Origin of the sequence: Bradyrhizobium barranii subsp. barranii (genome assembly GCF_017565645.3) — a bacterium.
Classification (GTDB): Bacteria; Pseudomonadota; Alphaproteobacteria; order Rhizobiales; family Xanthobacteraceae; genus Bradyrhizobium; species Bradyrhizobium barranii.
Window position 1 is genome coordinate 4675672 of the sequence record NZ_CP086136.1, and the last position, 23506, is coordinate 4699177.

Consider the following 23506-nt stretch of genomic DNA (forward strand, 5'->3'; position numbering starts at 1 on the left):
CACGCTCGACCTCAGGAGATCATTCCATGCGTTCAATCGGACATTTCATCGGTGGCAAGGAGGTCAAGGGCACCTCAGGCCGGACGGCGGACGTATTCGAGCCGATGACCGGTGACGTCCAGGCCAAGGTGGCGCTGGCGTCCAAGGCCGAGGTCCGCGCTGCCGTGGAGAACGCCCGTGCCGCCCAGCCGAAATGGGCCGCGACCAACCCGCAGCGCCGGGCCCGCGTCATGATGAAGTTCGTGGAACTGGTGCAGCGCGACTACGACAAGCTCGCCGAGCTGCTCGCGCGTGAGCATGGCAAGACCGTGCCGGACGCCAAGGGCGACATTCACCGCGGCCTCGAAGTCGCGGAGTTCGCCTGCGGCATCCCGCATCTGATGAAGGGTGAATACACCGAAGGCGCCGGGCCCGGCATCGACATCTATTCCATGCGCCAGCCGCTCGGCGTGGTCGCCGGTATCACGCCGTTCAACTTCCCGGCGATGATCCCGATGTGGAAGTTCGCCCCCGCCATCGCCTGCGGCAATGCCTTCATCCTGAAGCCGTCCGAGCGCGATCCCGGCGTGCCGATGATGCTCGCCGAACTCATGATCGAGGCGGGCCTGCCGGCCGGCATCCTCAACGTCGTCAACGGCGACAAGGAAGCGGTCGACGCCATCCTGGACGATCCCGACGTCAAGGCCATCGGCTTCGTTGGTTCCACGCCGATCGCGCAATACATCTACGAGCGCGCAGCCCAGACCGGCAAGCGCTGCCAGTGTTTTGGCGGCGCCAAGAACCACGCCATCATCATGCCCGACGCGGACATGGACCAGGCAGTCGACGCGCTGATCGGCGCCGGCTACGGCTCCGCCGGCGAGCGTTGCATGGCCGTCTCCGTCGCCGTTCCCGTCGGCAAGTCCACCGCCGACCGGCTGATGGAAAAGCTGATCCCGCGCGTCGAGTCGCTCAAGATCGGCACCTCGATCGATCCGTCCGCCGACTACGGTCCGCTGGTCACGCGCGAGGCGGTCGAGAAGGTCAAGAGCTACATCGACATCGGCATCAAGGAAGGCGCGACCCTCGCCGTCGACGGCCGCGGCTTCAAGATGCAGGGCTACGAGAAGGGCTTCTATCTCGGCGGTTCGCTGTTCGACAACGTCACCAAGGACATGCGGATCTACAAGGAAGAGATCTTTGGGCCCGTGCTCTCGGTCGTGCGCGCGCACGACTACAAGGAAGCGCTGGCGCTGCCGTCGGATCATGACTACGGCAACGGCGTCGCCATTTTCACCCGCGACGGCGATGCCGCGCGCGACTTCGCGGCCAAGGTCAATGTCGGCATGGTCGGCGTCAACGTGCCGATCCCGGTGCCGATCGCCTATTACACTTTCGGCGGCTGGAAGAAGTCGGGCTTCGGCGATCTCAACCAGCACGGCCCGGACTCGGTGCGCTTCTACACCAAGACCAAGACGGTGACTTCGCGCTGGCCGTCCGGCGTCAAGGAAGGTGCGGAGTTCTCGATCCCGCTGATGAAGTAACCCTCTCAAGAGCGAGGCCGGGGATGCAGTTCGCTCTGAACGAGGATCAGGTCGCGGTTCGCGACATGGCGTTGGCGTTTGCGGCCGAGAAGATCGCGCCGCACGCGTTGCGCTGGGACGAGGAAAAGCATTTCCCCGTCGACGTGATGCGCGAGGCGGCGACCCTCGGCATGGGCGGCATCTACATCCGCGAGGATGTCGGTGGTTCCGCGATGACGCGGTTCGACGCGGCGCTGATCTTCGAGGCGCTGGCGACGGGCTGTCCGACCACCTCGGCCTTCATCTCCATCCACAACATGGCGTCCTGGATGATCGATGCCTTCGGCAGCGACACCCAGCGCCACAAATGGCTGCCAAAACTCTGCTCGATGGAGCTGATTGCGAGCTACTGCCTGACCGAGCCGGGTGCCGGCTCGGACGCCGCGGCGCTGCGCACGCGCGCGGTGCGCGACGGCGATCATTACGTCCTCAACGGCCAGAAGCAGTTCATCTCCGGCGCCGGCGGCACGGATCTCCTTGTCGCCATGGTCCGAACTGGCGGTGACGGCCCCGGCGGCATCTCGACCGTCGTGATCGACGGCAACACGCCCGGCGTCTCCTACGGCGCCAATGAGCGCAAGATGGGCTGGAATGCGCAGCCGACCCGCGCCGTGATGTTCGAGAACGCCCGCGTGCCAGTTGCCAACCGGCTGGGCGAGGAGGGCATCGGCTTCAAGATCGCGATGGCCGGCCTCGATGGCGGCCGCCTCAACATCACCGCATGCTCGCTCGGCGGCGCGCAGACCGCGCTCGACAAGGCGCGCACCTACATGAAGGAGCGCAAGGCCTTTGGAAAACGTCTCGACGAATTCCAGGCATTGCAATTCCGGCTCGCCGACATGGCGATCGAGCTCGAGGCCGCGCGCACCTTCCTGTGGCGCGCCGCCGCCGCGCTCGACCGTAAGGACCCCGATGCCACCATGCTCTGCGCCATGGCAAAACGCTTCGGCACCGATGTCGGCTTCGAGGTGGCCAACCAAGCGCTCCAGCTCCATGGCGGCTACGGCTATCTCAGCGAATACGGCATCGAGAAGATCGTGCGCGATCTGCGCGTGCACCAGATCCTCGAAGGCACCAATGAAATCATGCGGCTCATCGTGGCGCGCAAACTGATCGAGGGCGCGCGATGAGATCAGTGGAGGAGGGTGATCTGGTCGCCCGGGTCGAGGGCGCGGCCGGCGTGATCCGGCTCAACCGCCCCAAGGCCATCAACGCCGTGACGCTGGAGATGTTTCGCGACATCGAAAAGGCGCTCGACCGCTTTGAGGCTGATCCGGCTGTTGCCGTGATCCTGCTGGAGGGGGCCGGCGAGCGCGGCCTGTGCGCCGGCGGCGACATCCGCACGCTCTGGGAAAGCTCGAAGGTCAACGGTGACCTCGGCAAGATCCTGTGGCGCGAGGAATACATCCTCAACGCCCGGATCAAGAAGTTTCCGAAACCGTATGTCGCGTTCATGGACGGCATCGTGATGGGCGGCGGCGTCGGGCTCTCCGCCCATGCCAGCCACCGCGTCGTCACCGACCGCACCAGGCTCGCCATGCCCGAGGTCGGGCTCGGCTTCTTCCCCGATGTCGGCGGCACCTTTCTGTTGTCGCGCTCGCCGGGCGAGATCGGCACGTATTTCGGGCTGACCGGCCAGACCATGAACGGGCCCGATGCGATCCACGCGAGGTTCGCCGATGCCGTGGTGCCGGCCGCCAAATGGCCGGAGCTGCGCAACGCGCTGACGAAGGTTGGTCAGGGGGCGACTGCGGCCGACGTGAGCAAGCTCATCAACGGTTTTGCGACCGGTGAGACCGCGGGGCCGGTCGCCGCGAAAGAGCCTGTTATCGACGCGCTGTTCGGCTTCGACCGCATGGAGGACATCGTCGCTGCGCTCAGGCGCGATGGCTCCGAGTTCGCGCTGGCGACGTTGAAGACACTCAACGAGAAATCGCCGCGCGGCATGGTGGTGACGTTGAAGCTGCTGCGGCTCGCGCGCACCGCATCGAGCCTGGAAGAGTGCCTGGTGCGCGAATATCGCGCTGCGCTGGAGGTCTTCCGCAGCGACGATTTCCGCGAAGGCGTGCGCGCGGCCGTGATCGACAAGGACCGCAATCCGACCTGGTCGCCGCCGCGCATCGAGGACGTGACGCCGGCGATGATTGCGCCGTATTTCGCCGAGATCGGCGCCGACGAACTGAAGTTCAACTAATCAACGAAACGTCTAGCGGAGGATATCGATATGGCCACGATCGCATTCATCGGTCTCGGCAACATGGGCGGCCCGATGGCGGCCAATCTGGTCAAGGCCGGCCACAAGGTGACGGCGTTCGATCTCGTCGAAGCCTCCCGCAATCAGGCCAAGGCCGATGGCGCCGGCATCGCCGATAGCGCTGCGGGTGCGGTGAAGGGAGCCGATGTCGTCGTCACCATGCTGCCGGCGGGCAAGCACGTGCTCGGCGTCTGGAGCGAGGTTGTTCCGGCGATGGCCAAGGGCGCGCTGATCATCGACAGCTCCACCATCGACGTCGAGAGCGCGCGTCAGGCGCATGCGCTGGCGGCCAAGCATTGCGTGCTCTCGGTCGACGCGCCGGTATCCGGCGGCACGGGTGGTGCCAAGGGCGCGACGCTCACCTTCATGTGCGGCGGCGAGGAGGGCGCGTTTGCTGCGGCAAAGCCTGTGCTGGAGAAGATGGGCAAGAAGATCGTCCATTGCGGCGGCGCCGGCGCCGGGCAAGCGGCAAAGATCTGCAACAACATGATCCTCGGCATCTCCATGATCGCGGTGAGCGAGGCCTTTGCGCTCGGTGAGAAGCTCGGGCTCTCGCATCAGGCGCTGTTCGACGTCGCCTCGACCTCGTCGGGCCAGTGCTGGTCGCTGACGACCTATTGCCCGGTGCCGGGCCCGGTGCCGACCTCGCCGGCCAACAACGATTACAAGCCGGGCTTTGCCTCGGCGCTGATGGTGAAGGATCTGACGCTGGCGCAGGACGCCGCCAAGGCCGCGGGAGCGGCCACGCCGCTCGGCAAGCATGCGCAGGAGATCTATCAGTCCTTCGATGCCGCCGGGCAGGGCGGGGTGGATTTTTCCGGAATTATCAAGCACGTTAGGGGGCTAGCCGGGAAAGCCTAATGACGACATTTCAGGACGCGCGCGCGTTTCTGCTAAAACACCGCACGGATTACGAGACAGCGGTCAAAGACTTCCGCTGGCCCGATCCAGTTCCCTTCAATTGGGCGCTCGACTGGTTCGACGAGCTCGCGAAGGATGCGGACACCAAGGACCGTCCCGCGCTCTGGATCGTCGATGCCGCACAGGACAAGCAAACCAAGCTGTCTTTCGCGGCGCTCTCGCAGCGCTCCAACCAGGTTGCCAACTTCCTGCGCGCGCAGGGTCTGAAGCGCGGCGACCACCTGCTGCTGCTGCTCGGCAATGTGGTGCCGTTGTGGGAGACGATGCTGGCGGCGATGAAGCTCGGCGTCGTCGTGATTCCCGCCACCACGCTGCTCACCGCGGATGAGCTGCGCGATCGACTCGATCGCGGCAAGGCGAAGGCGGTGGTGGCAGCGCAAGACCAGGTCGCGAAATTCGCAAGCCTTGGTGCCGAGAATGTTGTCCGCATCGTCGTCGGTGCGGCCTCCGATGACTGGCTTGCCTATGACGAGGCAGCGGAGGCTTCGGAGAGCTTTACGGCTGAGGGTCCGACCAATGCCGACGACCCGATGCTGCTCTATTTCACCTCGGGCACCACGGCGAAACCAAAGCTGGTGCTGCACAGCCAGCGCAGTTATCCCGTCGGCCATCTCTCGACCATGTACTGGATCGGGCTGAAGCCGGGCGACGTCCACCTCAACATCTCGTCGCCCGGCTGGGCCAAGCACGCCTGGAGCTGCTTCTTCGCGCCGTGGAATGCGGGTGCGACCGTGTTCGTGGTCAACCAGCCGCGCTTCGATGCCAAGGGTCTGCTTGCCACCATCGGCCGCTGCGGCGTCACCACGCTGTGCGCGCCGCCGACGGTGTGGCGGCTGTTCATCCAGGAGAACCTTGCGGCGTTCAAGGTGAGCTTGCGCGAGGTCTGCGGCGCCGGCGAGCCGCTCAATCCGGAAGTGATCGACCAGGTGCAGGCCGCCTGGGGTCTCACCATCCGCGACGGCTACGGCCAGACCGAGACCACCGCGCTGGCCGGCAACTCGCCGGGCCAAAAGATCAAGGTCGGCTCGATGGGCCGGCCGCTGCCGGGCTATCGCGTGCAGGTCAGCGACGCCGACGGCAACCCGGCGAAGGAAGGCGAGGTGGCCCTGGTGCTCGGCGCTGACCGTCCGGCCGGCCTGATGCAGGGCTATCAGGGCGACGACGGCAAGCTCTCGGGCGCGGAAGGCGCGCTCTACCGCAGCGGTGACGTCGTGTTCGCGGACGAGGATGGCTATCTCACCTTCGTTGGCCGTTCCGACGACGTGTTCAAATCCTCCGATTACCGCATCAGCCCGTTCGAGCTCGAGAGCGTGCTGCTCGAGCATGAGCTCGTCGCAGAAGCTGCGGTGGTGCCGAGCCCGGACCCGATCCGGCTCGCGATCCCCAAGGCCTTTGTGCTGCTGACATCAGGTGCGGAGCGCTCGCCCGAGACCGCGCTCTCGATCTTCAGGCATCTGCACACGCGCCTTGCACCGTTCAAGCGCATCCGCCGCCTTGAAATCGTCACCGAGCTGCCGAAGACGATCTCGGGCAAGATCCGCCGCGTGCAGCTCAGACGGCTGGAGCGCGACGACGACCGCAACGATCCCCTGCGCGGTCGCGAATTCCGGGAAGAGGATTTTCCGGAGCTGCCGAAAACACGGAGTGAGACCTAAGTGAACGAAGTCTGGAAGAAGCCGCCGATTTCCCTCGAAGCCTATCAGGCCATGGTCGGCAAGGAGATCGGCGTGTCGTCGTGGCACCTGGTCGATCAGCCCCGCATCGACACCTATGCCGACGTGATCGAGGATCACCAGTTCATCCATGTCGATCCGGAGCGCGCGAAGAAAGAGACCGCCTTCGGCACCACCATCGCTCACGGCTTCCTGACGATGTCGCTGCTGTCGATCATGTCCTATGAGGTGACGCCGGTGATCGCCGGCACCACGATGGGCGTCAATTACGGCTTCGACAAGCTGCGCTTCATCTCGCCGGTGCGCTCGGGCAAGCGCGTCCGCGGCCGTTTCGTGCTGGCGGAAGCCAAGCTGCGCAAGCCCAACGAGTTGCAGTCCCGCACCAACGTCACGGTGGAGATCGAGGGCGAGGACAAGCCGGCGCTGGTCGCCGACTGGCTCGGGTTGATCTATTTCGCGTAGGCCCAAGCCGGTATGGCCGGGCTTGACCCGGCCATCCATCGCTGCTCAAAAGCCTGTCGATTTTGATAGCTGGCCGGGTCACGCCCGGCCATGACGCCTAACATCCAGGAAGCACACTCATGGCAATCAGGTTCGACGGACGTGTGGCCATCGTCACCGGCGCGGGTAATGGCCTCGGACGCGCCCATGCGCTGGGGCTGGCCAGCCGCGGCGCAAAAGTCGTCGTCAACGATTTCGGCGGCGCGCGTGACGGCAGCGGCGGCTCGCTGTCGCCGGCCGAAGCCGTCGTCGAGGAGATCCGCAAAGCAGGCGGCACCGCGATGGCCGACGGCGCCGACGTCTCCAATTTCGAGCAGGTCACCGCGATGGTCGAGCGCGCCACCAAGGAGTGGGGCAGCGTTGATCTGATGTGCGCCAATGCAGGCATCCTGCGCGACAAGTCGTTCGGCAAGATGGAGGCCGCCGATTTCCAGAAGGTGCTCGACGTGCATCTCGTCGGCACCTTCTATTGCTGCAAGGCGGCCTGGGCCGGCATGCGCGACCGCAATTACGGCCGCATCGTGCTGACGACCTCGTCCTCCGGCCTCTACGGCAATTTCGGCCAGGCCAATTACGGCGCGGCCAAGTCCGGCATGGTCGGCCTGATGAACGTGCTGGCCGAGGAAGGCCGCAAGACCGACATCCGCGTCAACATCATCTCGCCGACCGCGGCGACCCGCATGACGGAAGAGCTGCTGCCGCCGCAGGCGCTGCAACTGATGAAGCCGAACGCGATCACGCCCGCTGTCGAGTACATGCTGAGCGAGGACGCACCGACCCGCACCATCATGGGCGCCGGTGCCGGCTCCTTCGCCGTGATCAAGATTGTGGAGAGCGAAGGCATCAACCTGCCGGAATCCGAATGGACGCCGGATGCGGTCGCCGCGCATTTCGCCGAGATCAGCGACATGTCGAAGGCGAAGGCGCTGCAGGGCGCGTTCGAGCAGACGCAGAAATACGTGGCGCAGGCCGCGGCACGGGCGGGGATCAAGCTCTGACTGACGTCGCCGTCATCGGTGCCGGTCCCGCCGGGCTGATGGCGGCGGAGGTGCTGGCGCAGGGCGGCGCCCGCGTCACTGTCTACGATGCGATGCCGTCCGCGGGCCGCAAATTCCTGATGGCTGGCCGCGGCGGGCTCAATCTCACCCACAGCGAGCCGCTGCCGCAGTTCATGACGCGCTATCGCGAGGCAGCGCCGATGCTGCAAGCGGCGATCGCGGCGTTTTCGCCGGATGCGCTCCGCGCCTGGAGCGCGGCGCTGGGCGAGCCGACTTTCGTCGGCAGCAGCGGGCGCGTGTTTCCAAAGGCGTTCAAGGCCTCGCCCTTGCTGCGCGCCTGGCTGCGACGCCTCGACGCCGCCGGTGTGCGTTTCGCGTTTCGTCATCGCTGGACCGGCTGGGACGACCAAGGACGGCTTCGGTTTCAAACAGCCGACGGCGTGCAGGCCATCGCGGCCAAGGCCACAGTCCTCGCGCTCGGCGGCGCAAGCTGGCCGCGGCTGGGCTCCGACGGCGGCTGGGCCGATATCCTTGCGTCCAAAGGCGTTGCGATCTCGAAGCTGCGGCCGGCCAATTCCGGCTTCACCGTCGCATGGTCCGACGTGTTCCGCGACCGCTTCGAGGGCCAGCCGCTCAAGGGCGTGGCGCTGACGATCGGGGCGCATACAGTCCGCGGCGAAGCCATGATCACGCGCAGCGGCATCGAAGGTGGCGCCATCTACGCGTTGTCGGCCGAGCTGCGCGAGGCGGTGCTGGGTCTCGGGCAGGCGACGCTGACGATCGCATTGCGGCCCGACCTCGACGCTGCCTCGCTGACCACGCGCCTGTCGGGCACGCGCGGCAAGCAATCGCTGGCGAACTTCCTGCGCAAGGCGGCGCAGCTGTCGCCGGTCGGCATCGGCCTGATGCAGGAGGCCGCCATCGCATCCGGCCGGCCGCTGGCGTCGCTCTCGCCGGTGCAGCTTGCGAAGCTGATCAACGCCATTCCGGTTCAGCTCACGGGCGTTTCCCCGATCGAGCGCGCCATCTCGACGGCGGGCGGGGTGACCTTCGACGAGCTCGATGACCACTTCATGCTGCGAAAGCTGCCCGGCGTGTTCGCCGCCGGCGAGATGCTGGACTGGGAGGCGCCGACCGGCGGCTATCTGTTGCAGGCGTCGTTTGCGACGGGGGCGGCGGCCGGAAGGGGCGTGTTGCGATGGCTCGCGTCGTCCTGATCACGACGTGCCGGTCCTGGTCAGAAGATCGGTGAGAAGACCTAGCACACCAAAGCTCGCCGCGACCACGCAGACAGCGGTCCAGCCGCCAAAACTCCAGGCCAGCGAGGCCGCTGCGGAGCCGACGCCGCCGCCGATGAAGAACAGCGCAACGAACAGGCCGTTGATGCGGCCGCGCGCCTCGGGGTGCAGCAGATTGATGGCGCGGCGGCCGAGCGTCTGGTCGGCGGTGATGCCGACGTCGAGCAGGATCGTGCCGAGGCTCAATACCAGCAGTGCCGCCATGCGGGACTCCATCGCACCGGCCACGGCGCAGAGCGCGAGCGAGCCGATGATGAGCAGATGCGCCACAAGAAACAGCGGGCGCGCCCAGCCCTTATCGCCCCAGCGGCCAGCGAGCGGTGTCGCCGCGGCGCCTGCGACGCCGATCAGCGCGAAGGCCGCGATGCCCTTGGAGTCGAGGCCGAATGGCGCCTCCGGCAGGCGCAGCGCGACCGCCGACCAGAAGGCGGTGAAGGAGGCCATGACCAGCGATGCGGTCCAGGCCCGCACGCGCAGCACAGGTTCTTCCCGCAACAGCTTTGGGAACGAGCGGAGCAATTCGCCGTAGCCGACGCGGGCTGCCGGTCGCAGCGTCGGCAGATAACGGCCGAGCGCACCCGCGAGGAACGTGATCAGGATGGCTGAGGCGAGATAATAGGCACGCCAGCTCCAGAGATCTGCGATCAGGCTCGCTGCTGGCCGCGACAGCAGGATGCCGATCATCAATCCGCTCATGACTTCACCGATGGCCTGGCCGCGACGCTCGGGCGCCACCATCGAAGCCACGAGCGGAACCATCATCTGGATCGCGGCGCAGGAGGCGCCGAGAACGAACGTGGCGAGCAATAGCAGTGACGGCGTCGGCGCTAGCGCCGTTGCCAGCGCCGCGAAGATCGCGCAGCCGAGCGTGCGCAGGATCAGGCGCCGGTTCTCGATGAGATCGACCAGCGGCACCAGCAACAACAGGCCGAGTGCATAGCCGAGCAGCGTTAGCGTGCTGACGAGGCCAGCCTACCAGGCGGTCATGGCCAGCGACCGGCCGATCAGTCCAACGAGGATCTGCGGCGCGAACAAATTGGTGACGACGCCGCCGGTGGTGATGGCGCCGAGCCAGATCAGGGATCGCTCGGCAAGTTGCTTCGGGGATACGAGCTTGGTGGTTTCGGAGATGGTCATGGGACCTCGCGGGCTGGGTACGGGGGTCCCCTTTAAGCGGGGTGACTAATATGCTACAATTCAATTAAGCCTATAAAGAATATGCGAGTTAGTTATGAATACCCATGACCTCGTCGCCTTCGTCGCTGTGGTCGAGACCGGATCAATCGTTGCCGCCTCGACGCGCCTCAATCTCACGCAGCCTGGCGTAACCCGGCGCATCCAGAATCTCGAGGAGATGCTGGGCGCGCAGCTGTTGGACCGCCTGTCGAAACCGTTGAAGCCCACGGCCGCAGGTCGTGAGGCCTATGAGCAGGGCCGGCGCCTTCTTCGGATGCTGGACGACCTCAAGTCAGGCGTCGCCAATGACGGCGTTGTGCGCGGCGAGTTCAGGCTCGGCCTCACGCCGTTTCTCTCCGAGGCCGGACTCAGCGCGCCGCTCGACGCGGTGCGTGCCGAATTTCCGGCACTGAGCGTGCGCGTCGTCTCGGGTTGGTCGCCCAACCAAGTCGAGCGGGTCAGCCGCAACGAGCTGGATGCCGCCGCGATCTGCCTGCCTGACGGGGCAACGCCGCCTGCCGATCTCGTCGCCGACGATCTCGGGTCGCAGCCGGTGGTGTTCGTCGTCGCGCGCGACATGAAGATTCCGCGCACCGTCGACCTGGAGCGCCTGTCGCAGCTCTCGTGGGTGATCAACCAGGACGGTTGCGGATTTCGCGACACACTCAAGCGCCGCTTCGATGCAGAGCATTTACCGTTCACCGTCGCTGTGGAGGCGCTGGACAGCGAGCTTCGGCTGTCGCTGGTGTCACGCGGCCTGGGCGTCGGCCTGGTCACGCCGATCGGGCTGAAGCGCAGCGCATTTCGCGACAAGCTCAAGCCGGTCGCTGCGCGGGAGTTCAATCCCGCCGTGCGCGCATGGCTGGTGCATCGCCCGCCGGCCGGGCGACTGACTCGCCCGATCAACCTGTTCCGCGACGGACTGGATCGGGAGCTGCAAGCTCTAATTCGCGCCTAGCGCAGCTTCCCGCGCGCCGCCACCGGCAGCGTGCCGATGATCTCCTCGCCGCGCACCATCACCACCTCGTCCATCATGTTGACGACGACGCAGACGTGGTTCGGCACGATCCGCACGACGTCGCCGACATTGGGACGCGTGTTGCTGCGTGAGAGGTCGAGGAAGCCGTGTTCTTCCGCGAAGCGCGCAATTTTGGCCTCGGGGTGCTCCAGGATCAGGCCGTGGCCGTCGAGCCCGCCGGTGTCCGTCGTCAGCGTCTTCGAGCCGGCGTCCAGAATGCCGCGCTCGGGCGCGGCGCGGCTCACGACCGTCGAATAGATGTGCAGGGCGCAGTCGTCCCAGGTCGCGGAGCCCGCGGCGACCTGCATGCGGTCATTGTAGATGTAGGTGCCGAAGCGATGCTCGGTGCCGCCCTTGAGCTTGCCGAGATTCTTCAGGTTCGGCGTGCCGCCGGTCGAGACGATCTTGGCGTCCAATCCGTGCGCGCGCACGCCGGCCAGCGCCTCGTCGTAGAATTTCTGCGCGTCGGCCCAGCCGGTCTCGGTCGGGTACAGCATGAAGCCGGCGAATTCGAGCCCCTTGGACCCGGCGATCTCGCGGGCCAGCGCAATCGCCTCAGCCGGGGTCTCGACGCCCGCGCGCTTGCGCCCCGTGTCGCATTCGACCACGACCGAGAGCGGACGACCCGAAGCCGCTGCTGCCTTGGGCAGGCCGGCGACGACCGTCGAGTTGTCGGCAGCGACTGTCATGTTCGCCTTCGCCTGCAGCGCGCCGAGGCGCGCCATCTTCTCTTCGCCGAGCAGATTGTAGCTGATCAGGATGTTGTCGATGCCGGCATTGGCCATGATCTCGGCCTCGCCGAGCTTCTGGCAGGTGATGCCCTTCGCGCCGGCCGCAACCTGCAGCTTGGCGATCGTCGGGTTCTTGTGCGTCTTGATGTGCGGCCGGCTGGCGACACCCGCATCGTCGCAGGCCTTCTGGATCCGTGCGATGTTGCGCTCGACCCGGTCCATGTCGATGACGGCGCAGGGCGTGCCATATTCACGGGCGATTTTGGCGGCGAGGGGAGTGGTCATGTGATCTCTCTATTTCTGGACCCGTAGGATGGGTAGAGCGCAGCGAAACCCATCAATACCTAATCCCGTTGTGCGATGAGTTTCGCTGCGCTCGACCCATCCTACAAATTACGCTTGCTCGATTTCTTCGCGGAGCATTTCCAGTTCGAGCCAGCGCTCTTCGGCGGCAGACAATTCGTCATGCGCCTTGGCGATGGCGGCGGAGGTCTCGTCGAATTTCTTGCGGTCTTTGGTGTAGAGATTGGGATCATCGAGGAAGCGCTGCAGCTTGGCAATGTCGGCGTGCAGGGTCTCGATCTTCTTCGGCAACGTTTCCAGCGCGTGCTTCTCGTTGAAGCTCAACCGACGTTTTGCCGTGGCGGGCGGAGCAGCCAGCCGCTCCTCTTTCTTCTCCGCGGGGGCTTGCGCCTTCGTCGTGTCGCGCTTGAGATCGGCACCGCGCTGCGCCAGCATGTCGCTGTAGCCGCCGGCATATTCGGTCCACTTGCCGTTGCCTTCGGGGGCGATCACGGACGTGACGACGCGGTCGAGGAAGTCGCGGTCGTGGCTGATCAGGATCACTGTGCCCTCGTAGTCGCCGAGCATGTCCTCGAGCACGTCGAGGGTTTCAAGGTCGAGATCGTTGGTCGGTTCGTCCAGCACCAGCAGGTTCGAGGGTTTTGCCAGCGCGCGGGCCAGCATCAGCCGGCCGCGCTCACCGCCCGAGAGCACCTCGACAGGCGTGCCGCGCTGCTCCTGGGCGAACAGGAAGTCCTTCATGTAGCCGACCACATGCTTCGGTTTGCCGCCGACCATGATCTGGTCGCCACGGCCGCCGGTTAGCGCCTCGGCCAGCGTCGACTTGGGATCGAGGCTTTCGCGGTGCTGGTCGAGCGTGGCCGTCTCAAGATTGGCGCCGAGCCGCACGATGCCGGCATCGGGCTCCGCGCCGCCGGTGAGCAGGTTGACCAGCGTGGTCTTGCCGGCGCCGTTCGGTCCGACGATGCCGAGCCGGTCGCCGCGCTGGATGCGGGTCGAGAAATTGTCGACGATCACGCGGTCGCCGAAGGCCTTGGTGACGCCCTTGGCCTCGATCACGAGCTTGCCGGATTGCTCCGCTTCGGATGCGGCGAGACTGGCGGTGCCGGCCGTGCCGCGATAATTGCGCCGCTGGTCGCGCAGTGCGTGCAGGTTGCCGAGCCGCTTGACGTTGCGCTTGCGGCGGCCGGAGACGCCGTGGCGCAGCCAGTGCTCCTCGTCGACGATCTTGCGGTCGAGCTTGTGCTGGTCGCGCTCTTCCTCGGCCAGCACCTCGTCGCGCCAGCTCTCGAACGAGGCGAAGCCACGATCGATCTGCTTGATCTTGCCGCGGTCGAGCCATGCGGTCGAGCGCGAGAGATTGGTGAGGAAACGGCGGTCATGGCTGATGATCACCAGCGCGCCGCGGCGGCTGTCGAGCTCCTTTTCCAGCCATTCGATGGTGGAGAGGTCCAGATGGTTGGTCGGCTCGTCCAGCAGCAATATGTCGGGCGAGGGCGCCAGCACGCGAGCCAGCGCGGCACGGCGGGCCTCGCCGCCAGAGACGTTGGCCGGGTTCTCGTTGCCGGTAAGCCCGAGCTGCTCCACGAGGTAGCGTGCCTGGTACGGGTCGTCGCCGGGCGCGAGGCCCGCCTCGACATAGGCGAGCGTGGTCTTGTGGTCGCCGAAATCCGGCTCCTGCGGCAGATAGCGAACGGTCGCGCCCGGCTGCACGAAGCGCGTGCCGCCGTCGGGCTCGACGAGGCCGGCTGCGATCTTCAGCAGCGTCGACTTGCCCGAGCCGTTGCGGCCGATCAGGCAGACGCGCTCGCCCGGCGCGACGTTGAGCTCGACGCCGCTCAGCAGCGGCGTGCCGCCAAAGGTGAGCTTGATGTCTTTGAGTTGGATCAGGGGCGGCGCCATGACTAGCCTTGATTCAAATTCTGGCTCGTCGCGGCCTGGTCGGCACGGCGGCGCTGGATCCGGCGCAGCGTCTGGTCGAGCGCGGAGAGGAACGCGGAGCGGTCGCGTGGCGCGAACGAACGTGGGCCGCCGGTGACCTCGCCGGCCGAGCGCAGATCCGTCATCAGATTGCGCACCGCCAGCGTCATCCCGATCGACTCTTCCGTGAACGGCTTGCCGTTCGGTGCGATCACGTCGGCGCCCGCTTTCACGCAACGGCTCGCCAGCGGAATGTCCGATGTCACGACGACGTCGCCCGGCTTGGCCCGCTCCGCGATCCAGTCGTCGGCGGCATCCATGCCGGCGCCCGCTGCAATCCGCTCAATGAACGGATCCTGGGGAACGCGAATAAAATTGCCGGCAACCACGCTCACGGGCACTCCGTGCCGGAGCGCGACACGGTAGATCTCGTCCTTCACCGGACAGGCGTCGGCGTCGACATAGATGCGGGTGGGGGTATCAGTCATTCGCCGCGTGGTACCCCATTCGGGCCGCAAAGGCGAGGGGATTGACCGGTGTTCCCGGGGGCCTACGATCAACCCTGAAACAACAAGAATTCAGGGAAAGGCCCGCCATGCCGAACCGGCTCGAAACCTACCGCGTCGAGGCCTACAACACCGCCAAACAGTCCGAAAACAAGATGCATGACGACACGGTGGCGCGCCGCTTCGGCTTTTCCGGCGGGCTGGTCCCCGGCGTCGATGTCTTCGCCTACATGATGCACGTGCCGGTGGCGCGCTGGGGCCACGATTTCCTGTCGCGCGGGCTGGTCGAGGCCCGCTTCATCAAGCCGGTCTATGACGGCGAGACCGCGGATGTGGATGCGACCGAGCACAACGGCCTGCTCACGATCGAGGTCTTCAGCCGCACCGAGCTGTGCGCCACGGGGACAGCGTCGCTCCCGGCGGCCGCGCCCGTGGTGTCATTGAACGACTTTGTCGAGGTCGCGGCCATTGCCGAGCGCAAGCCTGTGAGCCCGGCAGCGTTCGAGGTGGGCAAATGGCTGGGCACGACGCCCCGACGCTGGGCCGGGCAGGATGCGACCGACTATCTTGCCGACATCAGGGAAACCGATCCGATTTTCGCGCTTGAGGGGCTCGGCCATCCTGGCCTGGTCCAGCGCGTGATGAACCGCGTCCTCGTCGACAACACGATTTTGGGCCCGTGGATCCATGTCGGCAGCGGCATGCAGCTGCTGTCAGCCGCGCGCGCCGGCGACGAGATCACCGCGCGGGCAAAAGTCACCGCGAACTACGAGAAGAAGGGCCACCGCTTCGTCGAGCTCGACGCGCTGGTCGTCGCCAACGGCACGACGCCGCTGGCGCACTGCCAGCATACTGCGATCTACCAGCCGCGCGAGCAGGCGGCGGACTGAAAGCCAGTTGAGGTCTCCTTGCGCGCCCTCGTTTGTTTCGGAATAGCATTCCTTTTGTCGCTCCATGCCCTTTGCGTCGTGCATGCCGCCGCACCGATGCCCGATAGTGTGTCGCTCAGCGAGCAGACGACGACGTGGAGCACCGTCAAGTTCGCGGTCGATGCGGAGAATGGCTTTGTCAGCGGCTCGCTCGACAAGAGCGTGATCGTCGAACGCAGTTTCAAATCCTACCTGCTTGAGAATCGATATCTGAGGGTAACGATCGTGCCCGAATTCGGAGGGCGTATTCTTTCCATCGTCTACAAGCCGACCGGCCACGAGCAGCTTTATCGAACGGACGTCGGAGTGCCCTACGGCATGAAGGCCGGAAATTTCTACTACGACTGGCTGATGGTGTACGGCGGAATCTTCCCAACGTTCCCGGATGCCGAGCACGGCAAGACGTGGTTGAAGCCGTGGGCTTTTCGGGTGGTGAAGGAGGGCCCCGACGAAGTCACGGTCGTGATGTCGTTCCAGGATGACTTCGACTATTCCGCGCGGCCGAGCAAGTTCAGGGGCGCGACCGGCATCGAGGCGAACTACTACGTCACGCTGAAGGCCGATCGTGCCGCACTCGACGCGCGCGTGGTGCTGAAGAACCCGAACGACGAGGCTGTCCAATACGAATACTGGACGTGCACGACGCTCGCTCCGGGATCGGAGCCGAAAAATCCCAGGGCAACGGGCGGCGCCGAAATCATCGCGCCGATCCGAACTTACACGACGCCTGCCTGGTCGGCCAATCTGGCAGACGGCGACGAGAGCGCGGGTATGGGCAGGCGGCGCTTCGAAAACCTGCGTTACTTTAAGAACTGGCCAACGATGGGCATCACCTATGCTGCGCCAGATATGCAGGGCGGGAATTTCTGGGGCGTCATCAACCATGACAATGCAGAAGGAATTATTCGCATTGCGGACAATACCCTCACGCGGGGCTTGAAAATGTGGACGTGGGGGTTTCCGTCGCTCACCGGCGAAACCGATGCCCGGAAGGATCCGAACGAGTGGCGGCCGTATGTCGAATTATGGGCGGGCGTGTCAGACCAGTTTTTCCACAGCGCAGACTTTCCCGCACGCAGTGAGGTGTCGATTCCAGAAACCTACAGCCCGACCGTCGGCATGAGCAACGTGACGCATGCGAACGAGAATGTGCTGATCAATTTCTCGGCCGAGGCGTCTCGCGCCGTGCTCGAGTTCTTCAGCATCGAACCGGCCATCCCGTTGCTTGTCACGTTGAAACGGGGTGACACCGCTCTGTTCAGCGGGGTCGTGAGCGCCGATCCGAACAACGGAAATCGCATTTCGGCAGCGATTGCCGACGGCCGTAGCGGGGAAAAGATACGGCTAACGATCACGACCACGGAGGGAAAGGAGTTGATCGCCGCCGAAACGGCGATCAAGTGATCTCTTTCGGAATGCCGGTCGAACCCCCGGCGTTGTCACGATCGCGGAACTGGCCCTACGCCGCGTTGCCCTTCGCATCCTGGATCGCACGCCACACCCGCTCCGGGGTCAGCGGCATGTCGATGTGCTTGATGCCGTAGTCGGAGAGGGCGTCGAGTACCGCGTTCACCACCGTCGACAGGCTGCCGGCGCAGCCGGCTTCGCCGCAGCCCTTGCTGCCGAGCGTATTGGTCGTGGCCGGCACCGGATGATCGCCGACCGTCATGTTCGGAACGTCCTCCGCGCGCGGCAGCGCGTAGTCCATCAGCGAGCCCGTGATCGGCTGGCCGCTCTCGTCGTAGCGGACATGCTCCATCAGCGCTTGGCCGATGCCCTGGACCACGCCGCCATGAAGCTGGCCCGCGACCAGCAGCGGGTTGATCACCGTGCCGAAATCGTTGACCGCGCTGTAGCGCACGATCTGCACCACGCCGGTCTCAGGGTCGATCTCGACCTCGGCGACGTGGCAACCGTTCGGGAACGCCGAGGGCACCGGTTCGCTGGTATGGTCGACGTCGAGGCTGTCAGGCACGCCGTCCGGCACCTTGCCGTCATGCAGCTTCCTGGCGAGCTCCATGATGTCGATGCTGCGATCGGTGCCGGCAATGGTGAAGCTGCCGTCGGCGAATTCGATGTCGGCCTCGGAGGCCTCCAGCATGTGCGCGGCGGCGCGCTTGCCCTTCTCGATGACGAGCTTGGCGGCGCCCACGATGGCCATGCCGCTCGCCGTGATGGAGCGCGAGCCGCCGGTGCCGTTGCCGGTGTGGACGATGTCGCTGTCACCTTGCTCCAGCTTCACGCTGTCGAACGGCACCCCTAACTGCGCGCACAGCACCTGCGCGAACGCGGACGCGTGGCCCTGGCCGTAATCGAGTGTGCCGGTGATGAGCTGTACCGAGCCATCCGGATCGAACACGATCTTGCCGAGTTCGGGGCTGGGCGGCGCGGTGACCTCGAGATAGGAGCCGACGGCGATGCCGCGCAGCTTGCCGATCTTCTTGCTCTCTTTCTTGCGCTTGGTGAAGTTCTCGTGGTCGGAGATTTCGAGCGCCTTGTTGAACACCGCCTGGAAGTCGCCGCTGTCATAGGTCACGCCGGAGGAGGCCGGGAACGGCATCTGGTTCGGCTTGATGAAGTTGCGCTTGCGCAAGGTCAGCCGGTTGATGCCCATCTCGTCGGCGGCGCGGTCGATCAGCCGCTCCATGTAGTAGTTCGCCTCGGGCCGGCCGGCGCCGCGATAGGCGCCCATCAGCGTGGTGTTGGTGAGCACCGCCTTGATGTCGACCGCCATCAGCTGCGTGCGGTAGACGCTCGAAAAGTTCTTGCCGGTGTTGAGCGAGAGCGGTCCCGGCGCGACGCCGGTGATGTAGGCGCCGAGATTGCCGTAGCCTTCAAGCTTTGCCGCGAGGAAATGCCCTTCGGCGTCGAGCGCCAGCTCGGCATGGATTTTCTGCGCACGGCCGTGGCTGTCGGAGAGGAAGCTCGTGGAGCGTTCGTCCAGCCATTTCACCGGGCGGCCAAGCTCCTTGGCCGCGTACAGGATGCACATGTATTCGGGGTAATTGACGTTCTTCATGCCGAAGGAGCCGCCGACATTGGCGGTGAGGACCCGCACCTTCTCGTTCGGCACCTTCAGGTTCTTGGCGAGGTTGGCGCGGTTGCCCGCAACGCCCTGCGTCGGCATCTGGATGGTGTAGCGCTCGGTCTTCTTGTCGTAGGAGGCGAGACCCACGCGCGGCTCCATCGAGACGACGGCGACGCGGGTGTTCTCGATGTCGACCTTGGTGACGTGGGCGGCACTGGCGAAGGCCGCGTTCACCTTGTCCATGTCGCCATAGTGGTAGTCGAGCGCGACATTGTTCGGGATGTGGTCATAAAGCAGCGGCGCACCGGGCCTGGCGGCTTCCTCGGGATCGGTCACCGCCGGTAGCGGCTCGATATCGAGCTCGACGGCTTCGGCGGCGTCGCGCGCCTGCGCCAGCGTGTCGGCGACCACGAAGGCGACGGGATCACCGACGAAACGGACCTTGTCGGTCGCCAGCGGCTGCCGGTTGGTCTGCAGCAGGGGGGAGCCGTCGCGGCTCTTCAGCGGCAGGCCGCAGGTGAAGGGGCCGTAGCCGGCGGCATCGAGGTCCTTGCCGGTCCACACCCCCAGCACGCCCGGCATCGCCCTGGCGGCGTCGGTGCCGATGCCGCGGATGAGCCCATGGGCATGGGTGGAGCGGACGACCACGGCATGGGCCTGGCCGGGCAGGTTGAAATCGTCGGTGTAGCGGCCCTTGCCGCGCACCAGCGTATCGTCTTCCTTGCGGCGGACCGGCTGCCCGACGCCGTATTTTTGCAGTGCAATAGCGTTTTCGAGCGTGGACGATTTGGTGTGTTCTTGCATGGAATTGACCTGAAAAGCCGGCAATCGCGCGTTTTGGGGGGCGCCTGGAGGACCGGACCCTCCAAAAATAACCCACGGTCCCGTTCACGACAACGCACGAATGGGCATGGTCCCATGTGATGCGTTGTTGCGCAGGCTTGCCGCGCTGCTAATGTTTCAGGCGAAAAAGCAATTCCAGATCGGCCCCATCGGGCCGCGGAAAGACAATTTGTATGAATGACCACACGCGGCTCCGCGACGGCCATGCGCCGCACGGTGGGCTGGAGGGGTCGATGGCGGCGGTGGCGTTGGCCCCCGAACCGGCCGTCGTCGCGCAAGCGCCGGGAACCGGCGTCTATGCGGCGCTGGACCTCGGCACCAACAATTGCAGGCTCCTGATCGCTTGTCCGACCAGCGACGGCTTTCGCGTGGTCGATTCCTTCTCGCGCATCATCCGGCTCGGTGAGGGCGTCTCGGCGACCGGCTGCATCAGCGAGGCCGCGATCGAGCGCGCCGTCGCCGCGCTCAGCATCTGCCGCGACAAGATCAATCTGCGCAAAGCCAAGCGGCTGCGGCTGATCGCGACCGAAGCCTGCCGGGCCGCCTCGAATGCGGAAGGTTTCCGCAGCCGCGTCGCGGCCGAGACCGGTATCGAGCTCGAGGTGATCGACCGCGAGACCGAGGCCTCGCTCGCCGTGCTCGGCTGCGCGCCGCTGGTCGACCCCAGGGGCCGGGGCGCGATCCTGTTCGACATCGGCGGCGGCTCGACCGAGCTGGTGCGGATCGAGCGCGATCCGCAAAATCCGGAGCCGCGCATCAAAGCCTGGATGTCGATCCCGCTGGGCGTCGTGACGCTGGCCGAGCAGTTCGGCGGCCGCGACGTCACGCCGGAAATCTATGCCGCGATGGAGCAGGAGGTCGCCAACCATGTCGCGCCGTTCGCCGAAGCGCACGGCGGCGATCTCGCCGACATGCACCTGCTCGGCACCTCAGGCACGGTGACGACGCTCGCCGGCATCCATCTCAACCTCGCGCGCTACGACCGCCGCCGCATCGACAGCATCTGGATGAACGATTCCGACATCACCGCGACCATCAGCAAGCTGCTCGGCATGAGCTACGAGGAACGCGCCAACAACAGCTGCATCAGCGTCGAGCGCGCCGATCTCGTGCTGGCCGGCTGCGCCATCCTCGATGCTATCCGCCGCGCCTTTCCGCTGCCGCGCCTGCGCGTCGCCGACCGGGGCCTGCGCGAAGGTATGCTGGTTGAGATGATGCGCGAGGACGGCGCACTCAGGAGCTGGTGAGATGGCCAAGGACACCACCGGCCGCTTGCACGTCCAGGTCAAGACCGGCGGCAAGCGCAAATTGTCGTCGAAGCTGTGGCTGGAGCGGCAGCTCAACGATCCCTATGTGGTCAAGGCGAAGGCGCTCGGCTATCGTTCGCGTGCCGCATTCAAGCTGCTCGAGATCGACGACAAATACCGCCTGCTGAAACACGGCATGGCGGTGGTCGATCTCGGCGCTGCGCCGGGCGGCTGGAGCCAGATCGCCGCCAAGCGCGTCGGCTCGGTCGACGGCAAGGGCAAGGTGGTCGCGATCGACCTGTTGGACATGCCCGAGATTGCCGGCGTCGACTTCGCGCAGCTCGACTTCATGGACAACGACGCACCCGCGAAGCTCACTGCGATGCTCGGGGGCGGCGCCGACATCGTGATGTCCGACATGGCCGCCAACACCACCGGCCACCGCAAGACCGACCAGCTCCGCATCGTCGGCCTGATCGAGACGGCGGCCGCATTCGCGTGCGACGTGCTGAAACCGGGCGGGGCATTCCTGGCCAAGACGTTCCAGAGCGGCGCCGACGCCGATCTGCTGGCCCAGCTCAAGCGCGATTTTGCGACAGTGCGGCATGTGAAGCCCGCGGCCAGCAGACAGGATTCCTCCGAGCGCTATGTGCTGGCGACGGGGTTTCGCGGCGGGCAGCCGGACCCGGGCTGACGTGTCACGCTCACATGAGCATGACATTCACATCGATAACATCTTGAGCTGATAGATCCATCGTCTGCAATTTCAGCGGGTGAGATCAATCCATGCCGTGCCTTCATCGACAACGCTTGCGCGTTTGCAAGCATCGCCTGTCCCTTGCCTCGGTCTCCTTTCTGGCGTTGGCGTCGCTCGGCTTTGCTTCGGCGACGACGTCGCGTGCAGGGACGTCGATCACGGTCAGCACCCAGAGGCCTTACAATATCGGCCTCAGCGGCAACGACGATCTCGGTGATCTCAAGAAGATCTACCAGAGCGCGAACAGCCCGTCCGAGCAGGCTCTCGACCAGTTCAACCAGATCATCACCGATACCGGCATGAAGCGGACGCGCCTGCTGCTCAGCGATGTCTATTGCGATGTCGATCAGACCGGCGATGTGTTCGGGTACACGCAGGACGGCGTTTTCCATCCGGGCGACTGCCAGCCTCTGGCCTGGCATCTTGAGTGGGCCCTGGGTCGCGGGCTCTCGCCTCACGTGGCGGTCGCGGCCTTCATGCCGCCGCGCCTGGTGCAATACGGACCTGGCGAGAGTTGGAATCGGAACGGGCCGGCTCCGGCACTTTTCCAGAAATACGCCAACGCTCTCGTGCGATATATCGCGAAGAAATCGTTCGACGGCGGGGCGTCATCCGTCATCTTCGAGGTCAGCAACGAGGCCGATATCGCCGATTCAGCCCCGGAGAACTGGAGTGACACCAATCCATCCGCCTACAGGCTCAAGCCATTGGGGTCATGGGGCCGTTGGCTGTGGTGGATGGATCCGGCCAAGTATGTCCTCAAGCAGTGGACCCCGCTGCAGACCCACGTGATGTCCAACGCCGAAGATCCGACCTTGTCGTACCCCTACGGGCTCGATGCGCGCCGTCTGCCCAGGCAGCTCTTGCCGGTTCAGAAGGTCTTCTCGCAGGCGATCGTGAACATCAGAAACGAACTCGCCGCCAACCAGGGTTATAACGGCAAGACGCTGGAAATGGCCGGGCCGGCCCTGGTCGGACTGAGCTTCAACTATTATCCGGCGGAGAATCTTCCGACGCTGGAGGAAGTCTTCCTCGACCAGACCTTCAATCCGCTGGCAGACACCTACTTGGCAAAATTCAACGCGCGGCTCGATCGTTTTTCGTTCCACTATTACGGCTCGACAGACGGCACCGGCGGTTTCGCGTTCTTCGACAATCTGGTCGACAAGGCCAAGGCCAAGCTGGACGCCTTGAAGAAGAACAATGCCAACATGCCCGACGTTAAACTGTTCCTGTCGGAATGGGGCCCTACGGCCTATGAGGCGACTGACGTCAATTATTCGCACAAGGGGGCGGCCTGGACGGCGGCGTTCCTGTCCGAAGCCGTGAAAAAGAAGATATCGATGGGGTCTTACCTCATTATCGGCGACGGCCAGGGGGATCCAAACATCACACCTTTCCTCGGCCAGGCCAGCCTGCTGCACAAGGTGCCGCACGGCGACAACCCGGCCGATTACTACCCGAAGCCGGTCGCGAACCTCTTCAAGATGTACAACAAGATGTCCGGCCAGCGCGTGCAGGCCGCTCTCACCGGCGGGCCGGGCTCCCACCTCGATGCGTTCGCGACCTGGGATGGCGCTAACTCGACCGCGAACATCATGGTCTACAACTATGATCCGACACGTGTCTTCGGCAACAACATTTCGACCGAGACGCCGGAGGGGATTTCGCTTGAGGTCGACAACCTGCCGTTCAGCGACGGCTCGACCGTGACGATTGAGCGCTACCTGATCGATGCGAATACCAGCAACCTGGCGAAGAGAGCTGGCCCCGCAAATTCGGACAGTAGCTTGAGTGGATTTTCTGCCTGACAGCGGCGAGGATTCTTGCTGCGAATCAGG

At 65.2% G+C, this 23506-nt stretch carries 20 protein-coding genes; 14 read left to right on the plus strand and 6 right to left on the minus strand.

Annotation, left to right across the window (positions count from 1 at the left end; translation table 11 throughout):
- Window positions 1-26: 26 nt before the first annotated feature.
- The 8 genes from J4G43_RS22080 (at window position 27) to J4G43_RS22115 (ending at window position 9126) form a co-directional block, all read left to right on the plus strand.
- Complete coding sequence (locus J4G43_RS22080) at window positions 27-1523, plus strand: CoA-acylating methylmalonate-semialdehyde dehydrogenase (protein ID WP_208086287.1); 1497 nt, start codon at window positions 27-29, stop codon at window positions 1521-1523.
- Between the two features lie 23 nt (window positions 1524-1546).
- A complete protein-coding gene (locus J4G43_RS22085; protein ID WP_208086288.1) occupies window positions 1547-2692 on the plus strand; it encodes an isobutyryl-CoA dehydrogenase in 1146 nt (381 codons plus the stop codon).
- Complete coding sequence (locus J4G43_RS22090; RefSeq protein WP_208086289.1) at window positions 2689-3756, plus strand: enoyl-CoA hydratase/isomerase family protein; 1068 nt, start codon at window positions 2689-2691, stop codon at window positions 3754-3756. Before J4G43_RS22085 ends, J4G43_RS22090 begins: the two co-directional genes overlap by 4 nt.
- 30 nt (window positions 3757-3786) lie before the next feature.
- On the plus strand, window positions 3787-4677 hold the full coding sequence (gene mmsB / locus J4G43_RS22095; RefSeq protein ID WP_208086290.1) for a 3-hydroxyisobutyrate dehydrogenase: 891 nt from the start codon (window positions 3787-3789) through the stop codon (window positions 4675-4677).
- On the plus strand, window positions 4677-6392 hold the full coding sequence (locus J4G43_RS22100; protein WP_208086291.1) for an AMP-binding protein: 1716 nt from the start codon (window positions 4677-4679) through the stop codon (window positions 6390-6392). The genes mmsB and J4G43_RS22100 overlap by 1 nt, the downstream gene beginning before the upstream one ends.
- Window positions 6393-6872 (plus strand): MaoC family dehydratase, encoded by a 480-nt coding sequence (locus tag J4G43_RS22105; protein WP_208086292.1) that lies wholly within the window; start codon window positions 6393-6395, stop codon window positions 6870-6872. It abuts the gene before it with no gap.
- A gap of 119 nt (window positions 6873-6991) precedes the next feature.
- The gene (locus J4G43_RS22110; RefSeq protein ID WP_071914878.1) at window positions 6992-7909 is read left to right on the plus strand and encodes an SDR family NAD(P)-dependent oxidoreductase; all 918 of its coding nucleotides are present in this window, start codon (window positions 6992-6994) and stop codon (window positions 7907-7909) included.
- Between the two features lie 38 nt (window positions 7910-7947).
- Window positions 7948-9126, plus strand: a complete 1179-nt coding sequence (locus tag J4G43_RS22115) for a BaiN/RdsA family NAD(P)/FAD-dependent oxidoreductase (RefSeq protein ID WP_249814815.1) — start codon at window positions 7948-7950, stop codon at window positions 9124-9126.
- On the opposite strand, the gene J4G43_RS22120 is transcribed toward J4G43_RS22115, so the two are convergent.
- Both J4G43_RS22120 and J4G43_RS22125 read right to left on the minus strand, forming a co-directional pair.
- The gene (locus tag J4G43_RS22120; protein WP_249814869.1) at window positions 9127-10122 is read right to left on the minus strand and encodes an MFS transporter; all 996 of its coding nucleotides are present in this window, start codon (window positions 10120-10122) and stop codon (window positions 9127-9129) included. It lies immediately after the preceding gene.
- Window positions 10123-10179: 57 nt separating this feature from the next.
- Window positions 10180-10344, minus strand: coding sequence for a hypothetical protein (locus tag J4G43_RS22125; RefSeq protein ID WP_225005023.1), 165 nt, complete (start codon window positions 10342-10344; stop codon window positions 10180-10182).
- A 94-nt stretch (window positions 10345-10438) separates the two neighbouring features.
- On the opposite strand from J4G43_RS22125, the gene J4G43_RS22130 reads away from it, so the two are divergent.
- Window positions 10439-11341, plus strand: a complete 903-nt coding sequence (locus J4G43_RS22130) for a LysR family transcriptional regulator (protein ID WP_135214319.1) — start codon at window positions 10439-10441, stop codon at window positions 11339-11341.
- Here J4G43_RS22130 and J4G43_RS22135 read toward each other — a convergent pair.
- The 3 genes from J4G43_RS22135 to J4G43_RS22145 form a co-directional block, all read right to left on the minus strand.
- The gene (locus J4G43_RS22135; RefSeq protein ID WP_208086293.1) at window positions 11338-12417 is read right to left on the minus strand and encodes a D-TA family PLP-dependent enzyme; all 1080 of its coding nucleotides are present in this window, start codon (window positions 12415-12417) and stop codon (window positions 11338-11340) included. The two genes, J4G43_RS22130 and J4G43_RS22135, sit on opposite strands and share 4 nt — an antisense overlap.
- Window positions 12418-12525: 108 nt before the next feature.
- Window positions 12526-14337 carry an ABC-F family ATP-binding cassette domain-containing protein gene (locus J4G43_RS22140; RefSeq protein ID WP_208086294.1) on the minus strand — a complete coding sequence of 604 codons (1812 nt, stop codon included), beginning with the start codon at window positions 14335-14337 and terminating at the stop codon, window positions 12526-12528.
- 2 nt (window positions 14338-14339) lie between these two features.
- Window positions 14340-14843, minus strand: coding sequence for a YaiI/YqxD family protein (locus J4G43_RS22145; protein ID WP_135214316.1), 504 nt, complete (start codon window positions 14841-14843; stop codon window positions 14340-14342).
- Window positions 14844-14950: 107 nt separating this feature from the next.
- Between J4G43_RS22145 and J4G43_RS22150 the strand changes: the two genes are divergently transcribed.
- Both J4G43_RS22150 and J4G43_RS22155 read left to right on the plus strand, forming a co-directional pair.
- Window positions 14951-15751, plus strand: coding sequence for a hypothetical protein (locus J4G43_RS22150; protein ID WP_208086295.1), 801 nt, complete (start codon window positions 14951-14953; stop codon window positions 15749-15751).
- Between the two features lie 18 nt (window positions 15752-15769).
- A complete protein-coding gene (locus tag J4G43_RS22155) occupies window positions 15770-17194 on the plus strand; it encodes a DUF5107 domain-containing protein (protein WP_208086296.1) in 1425 nt (474 codons plus the stop codon).
- Window positions 17195-17249: 55 nt separating this feature from the next.
- Here J4G43_RS22155 and J4G43_RS22160 read toward each other — a convergent pair whose 3' ends face one another.
- A complete protein-coding gene (locus tag J4G43_RS22160; protein ID WP_208086297.1) occupies window positions 17250-19622 on the minus strand; it encodes a xanthine dehydrogenase family protein molybdopterin-binding subunit in 2373 nt (790 codons plus the stop codon).
- A gap of 212 nt (window positions 19623-19834) precedes the next feature.
- Here J4G43_RS22160 and J4G43_RS22165 point away from each other — a divergent pair, with 212 nt between their 5' ends.
- From J4G43_RS22165 to J4G43_RS22175, 3 genes are all read left to right on the plus strand, one after another.
- Complete coding sequence (locus tag J4G43_RS22165) at window positions 19835-20908, plus strand: Ppx/GppA phosphatase family protein (RefSeq protein WP_208086298.1); 1074 nt, start codon at window positions 19835-19837, stop codon at window positions 20906-20908.
- Window position 20909: 1 nt separating this feature from the next.
- Window positions 20910-21602, plus strand: coding sequence for an RlmE family RNA methyltransferase (locus tag J4G43_RS22170; RefSeq protein ID WP_063983800.1), 693 nt, complete (start codon window positions 20910-20912; stop codon window positions 21600-21602).
- Between the two features lie 116 nt (window positions 21603-21718).
- Window positions 21719-23476, plus strand: coding sequence for a hypothetical protein (locus tag J4G43_RS22175; protein ID WP_208086299.1), 1758 nt, complete (start codon window positions 21719-21721; stop codon window positions 23474-23476).
- Window positions 23477-23506: the final 30 nt, after the last annotated feature.

What these genes read in the sequence shown, in the direction of transcription:
- J4G43_RS22170 (WP_063983800.1), top strand. Translation starts at nt 20,910, where the DNA reads ATGGCCAAGGACACCACCGGCCGCTTGCACGTCCAGGTCAAGACCGGC.
- J4G43_RS22100 (WP_208086291.1), top strand. Translation starts at nt 4,677, where the DNA reads ATGACGACATTTCAGGACGCGCGCGCGTTTCTGCTAAAACACCGCACG.
- J4G43_RS22110 (WP_071914878.1), top strand. Translation starts at nt 6,992, where the DNA reads ATGGCAATCAGGTTCGACGGACGTGTGGCCATCGTCACCGGCGCGGGT.
- J4G43_RS22145 (WP_135214316.1), bottom strand. Translation starts at nt 14,843, where the DNA reads ATGACTGATACCCCCACCCGCATCTATGTCGACGCCGACGCCTGTCCG.
- J4G43_RS22080 (WP_208086287.1), top strand. Translation starts at nt 27, where the DNA reads ATGCGTTCAATCGGACATTTCATCGGTGGCAAGGAGGTCAAGGGCACC.
- J4G43_RS22150 (WP_208086295.1), top strand. Translation starts at nt 14,951, where the DNA reads ATGCCGAACCGGCTCGAAACCTACCGCGTCGAGGCCTACAACACCGCC.
- J4G43_RS22130 (WP_135214319.1), top strand. Translation starts at nt 10,439, where the DNA reads ATGAATACCCATGACCTCGTCGCCTTCGTCGCTGTGGTCGAGACCGGA.
- J4G43_RS22125 (WP_225005023.1), bottom strand. Translation starts at nt 10,344, where the DNA reads ATGACCATCTCCGAAACCACCAAGCTCGTATCCCCGAAGCAACTTGCC.
- J4G43_RS22135 (WP_208086293.1), bottom strand. Translation starts at nt 12,417, where the DNA reads ATGACCACTCCCCTCGCCGCCAAAATCGCCCGTGAATATGGCACGCCC.
- J4G43_RS22165 (WP_208086298.1), top strand. Translation starts at nt 19,835, where the DNA reads ATGAATGACCACACGCGGCTCCGCGACGGCCATGCGCCGCACGGTGGG.
- mmsB (WP_208086290.1), top strand. Translation starts at nt 3,787, where the DNA reads ATGGCCACGATCGCATTCATCGGTCTCGGCAACATGGGCGGCCCGATG.
- J4G43_RS22090 (WP_208086289.1), top strand. Translation starts at nt 2,689, where the DNA reads ATGAGATCAGTGGAGGAGGGTGATCTGGTCGCCCGGGTCGAGGGCGCG.
- J4G43_RS22160 (WP_208086297.1), bottom strand. Translation starts at nt 19,622, where the DNA reads ATGCAAGAACACACCAAATCGTCCACGCTCGAAAACGCTATTGCACTG.
- J4G43_RS22085 (WP_208086288.1), top strand. Translation starts at nt 1,547, where the DNA reads ATGCAGTTCGCTCTGAACGAGGATCAGGTCGCGGTTCGCGACATGGCG.
- J4G43_RS22140 (WP_208086294.1), bottom strand. Translation starts at nt 14,337, where the DNA reads ATGGCGCCGCCCCTGATCCAACTCAAAGACATCAAGCTCACCTTTGGC.
- J4G43_RS22115 (WP_249814815.1), top strand. Translation starts at nt 7,948, where the DNA reads ATGGCGGCGGAGGTGCTGGCGCAGGGCGGCGCCCGCGTCACTGTCTAC.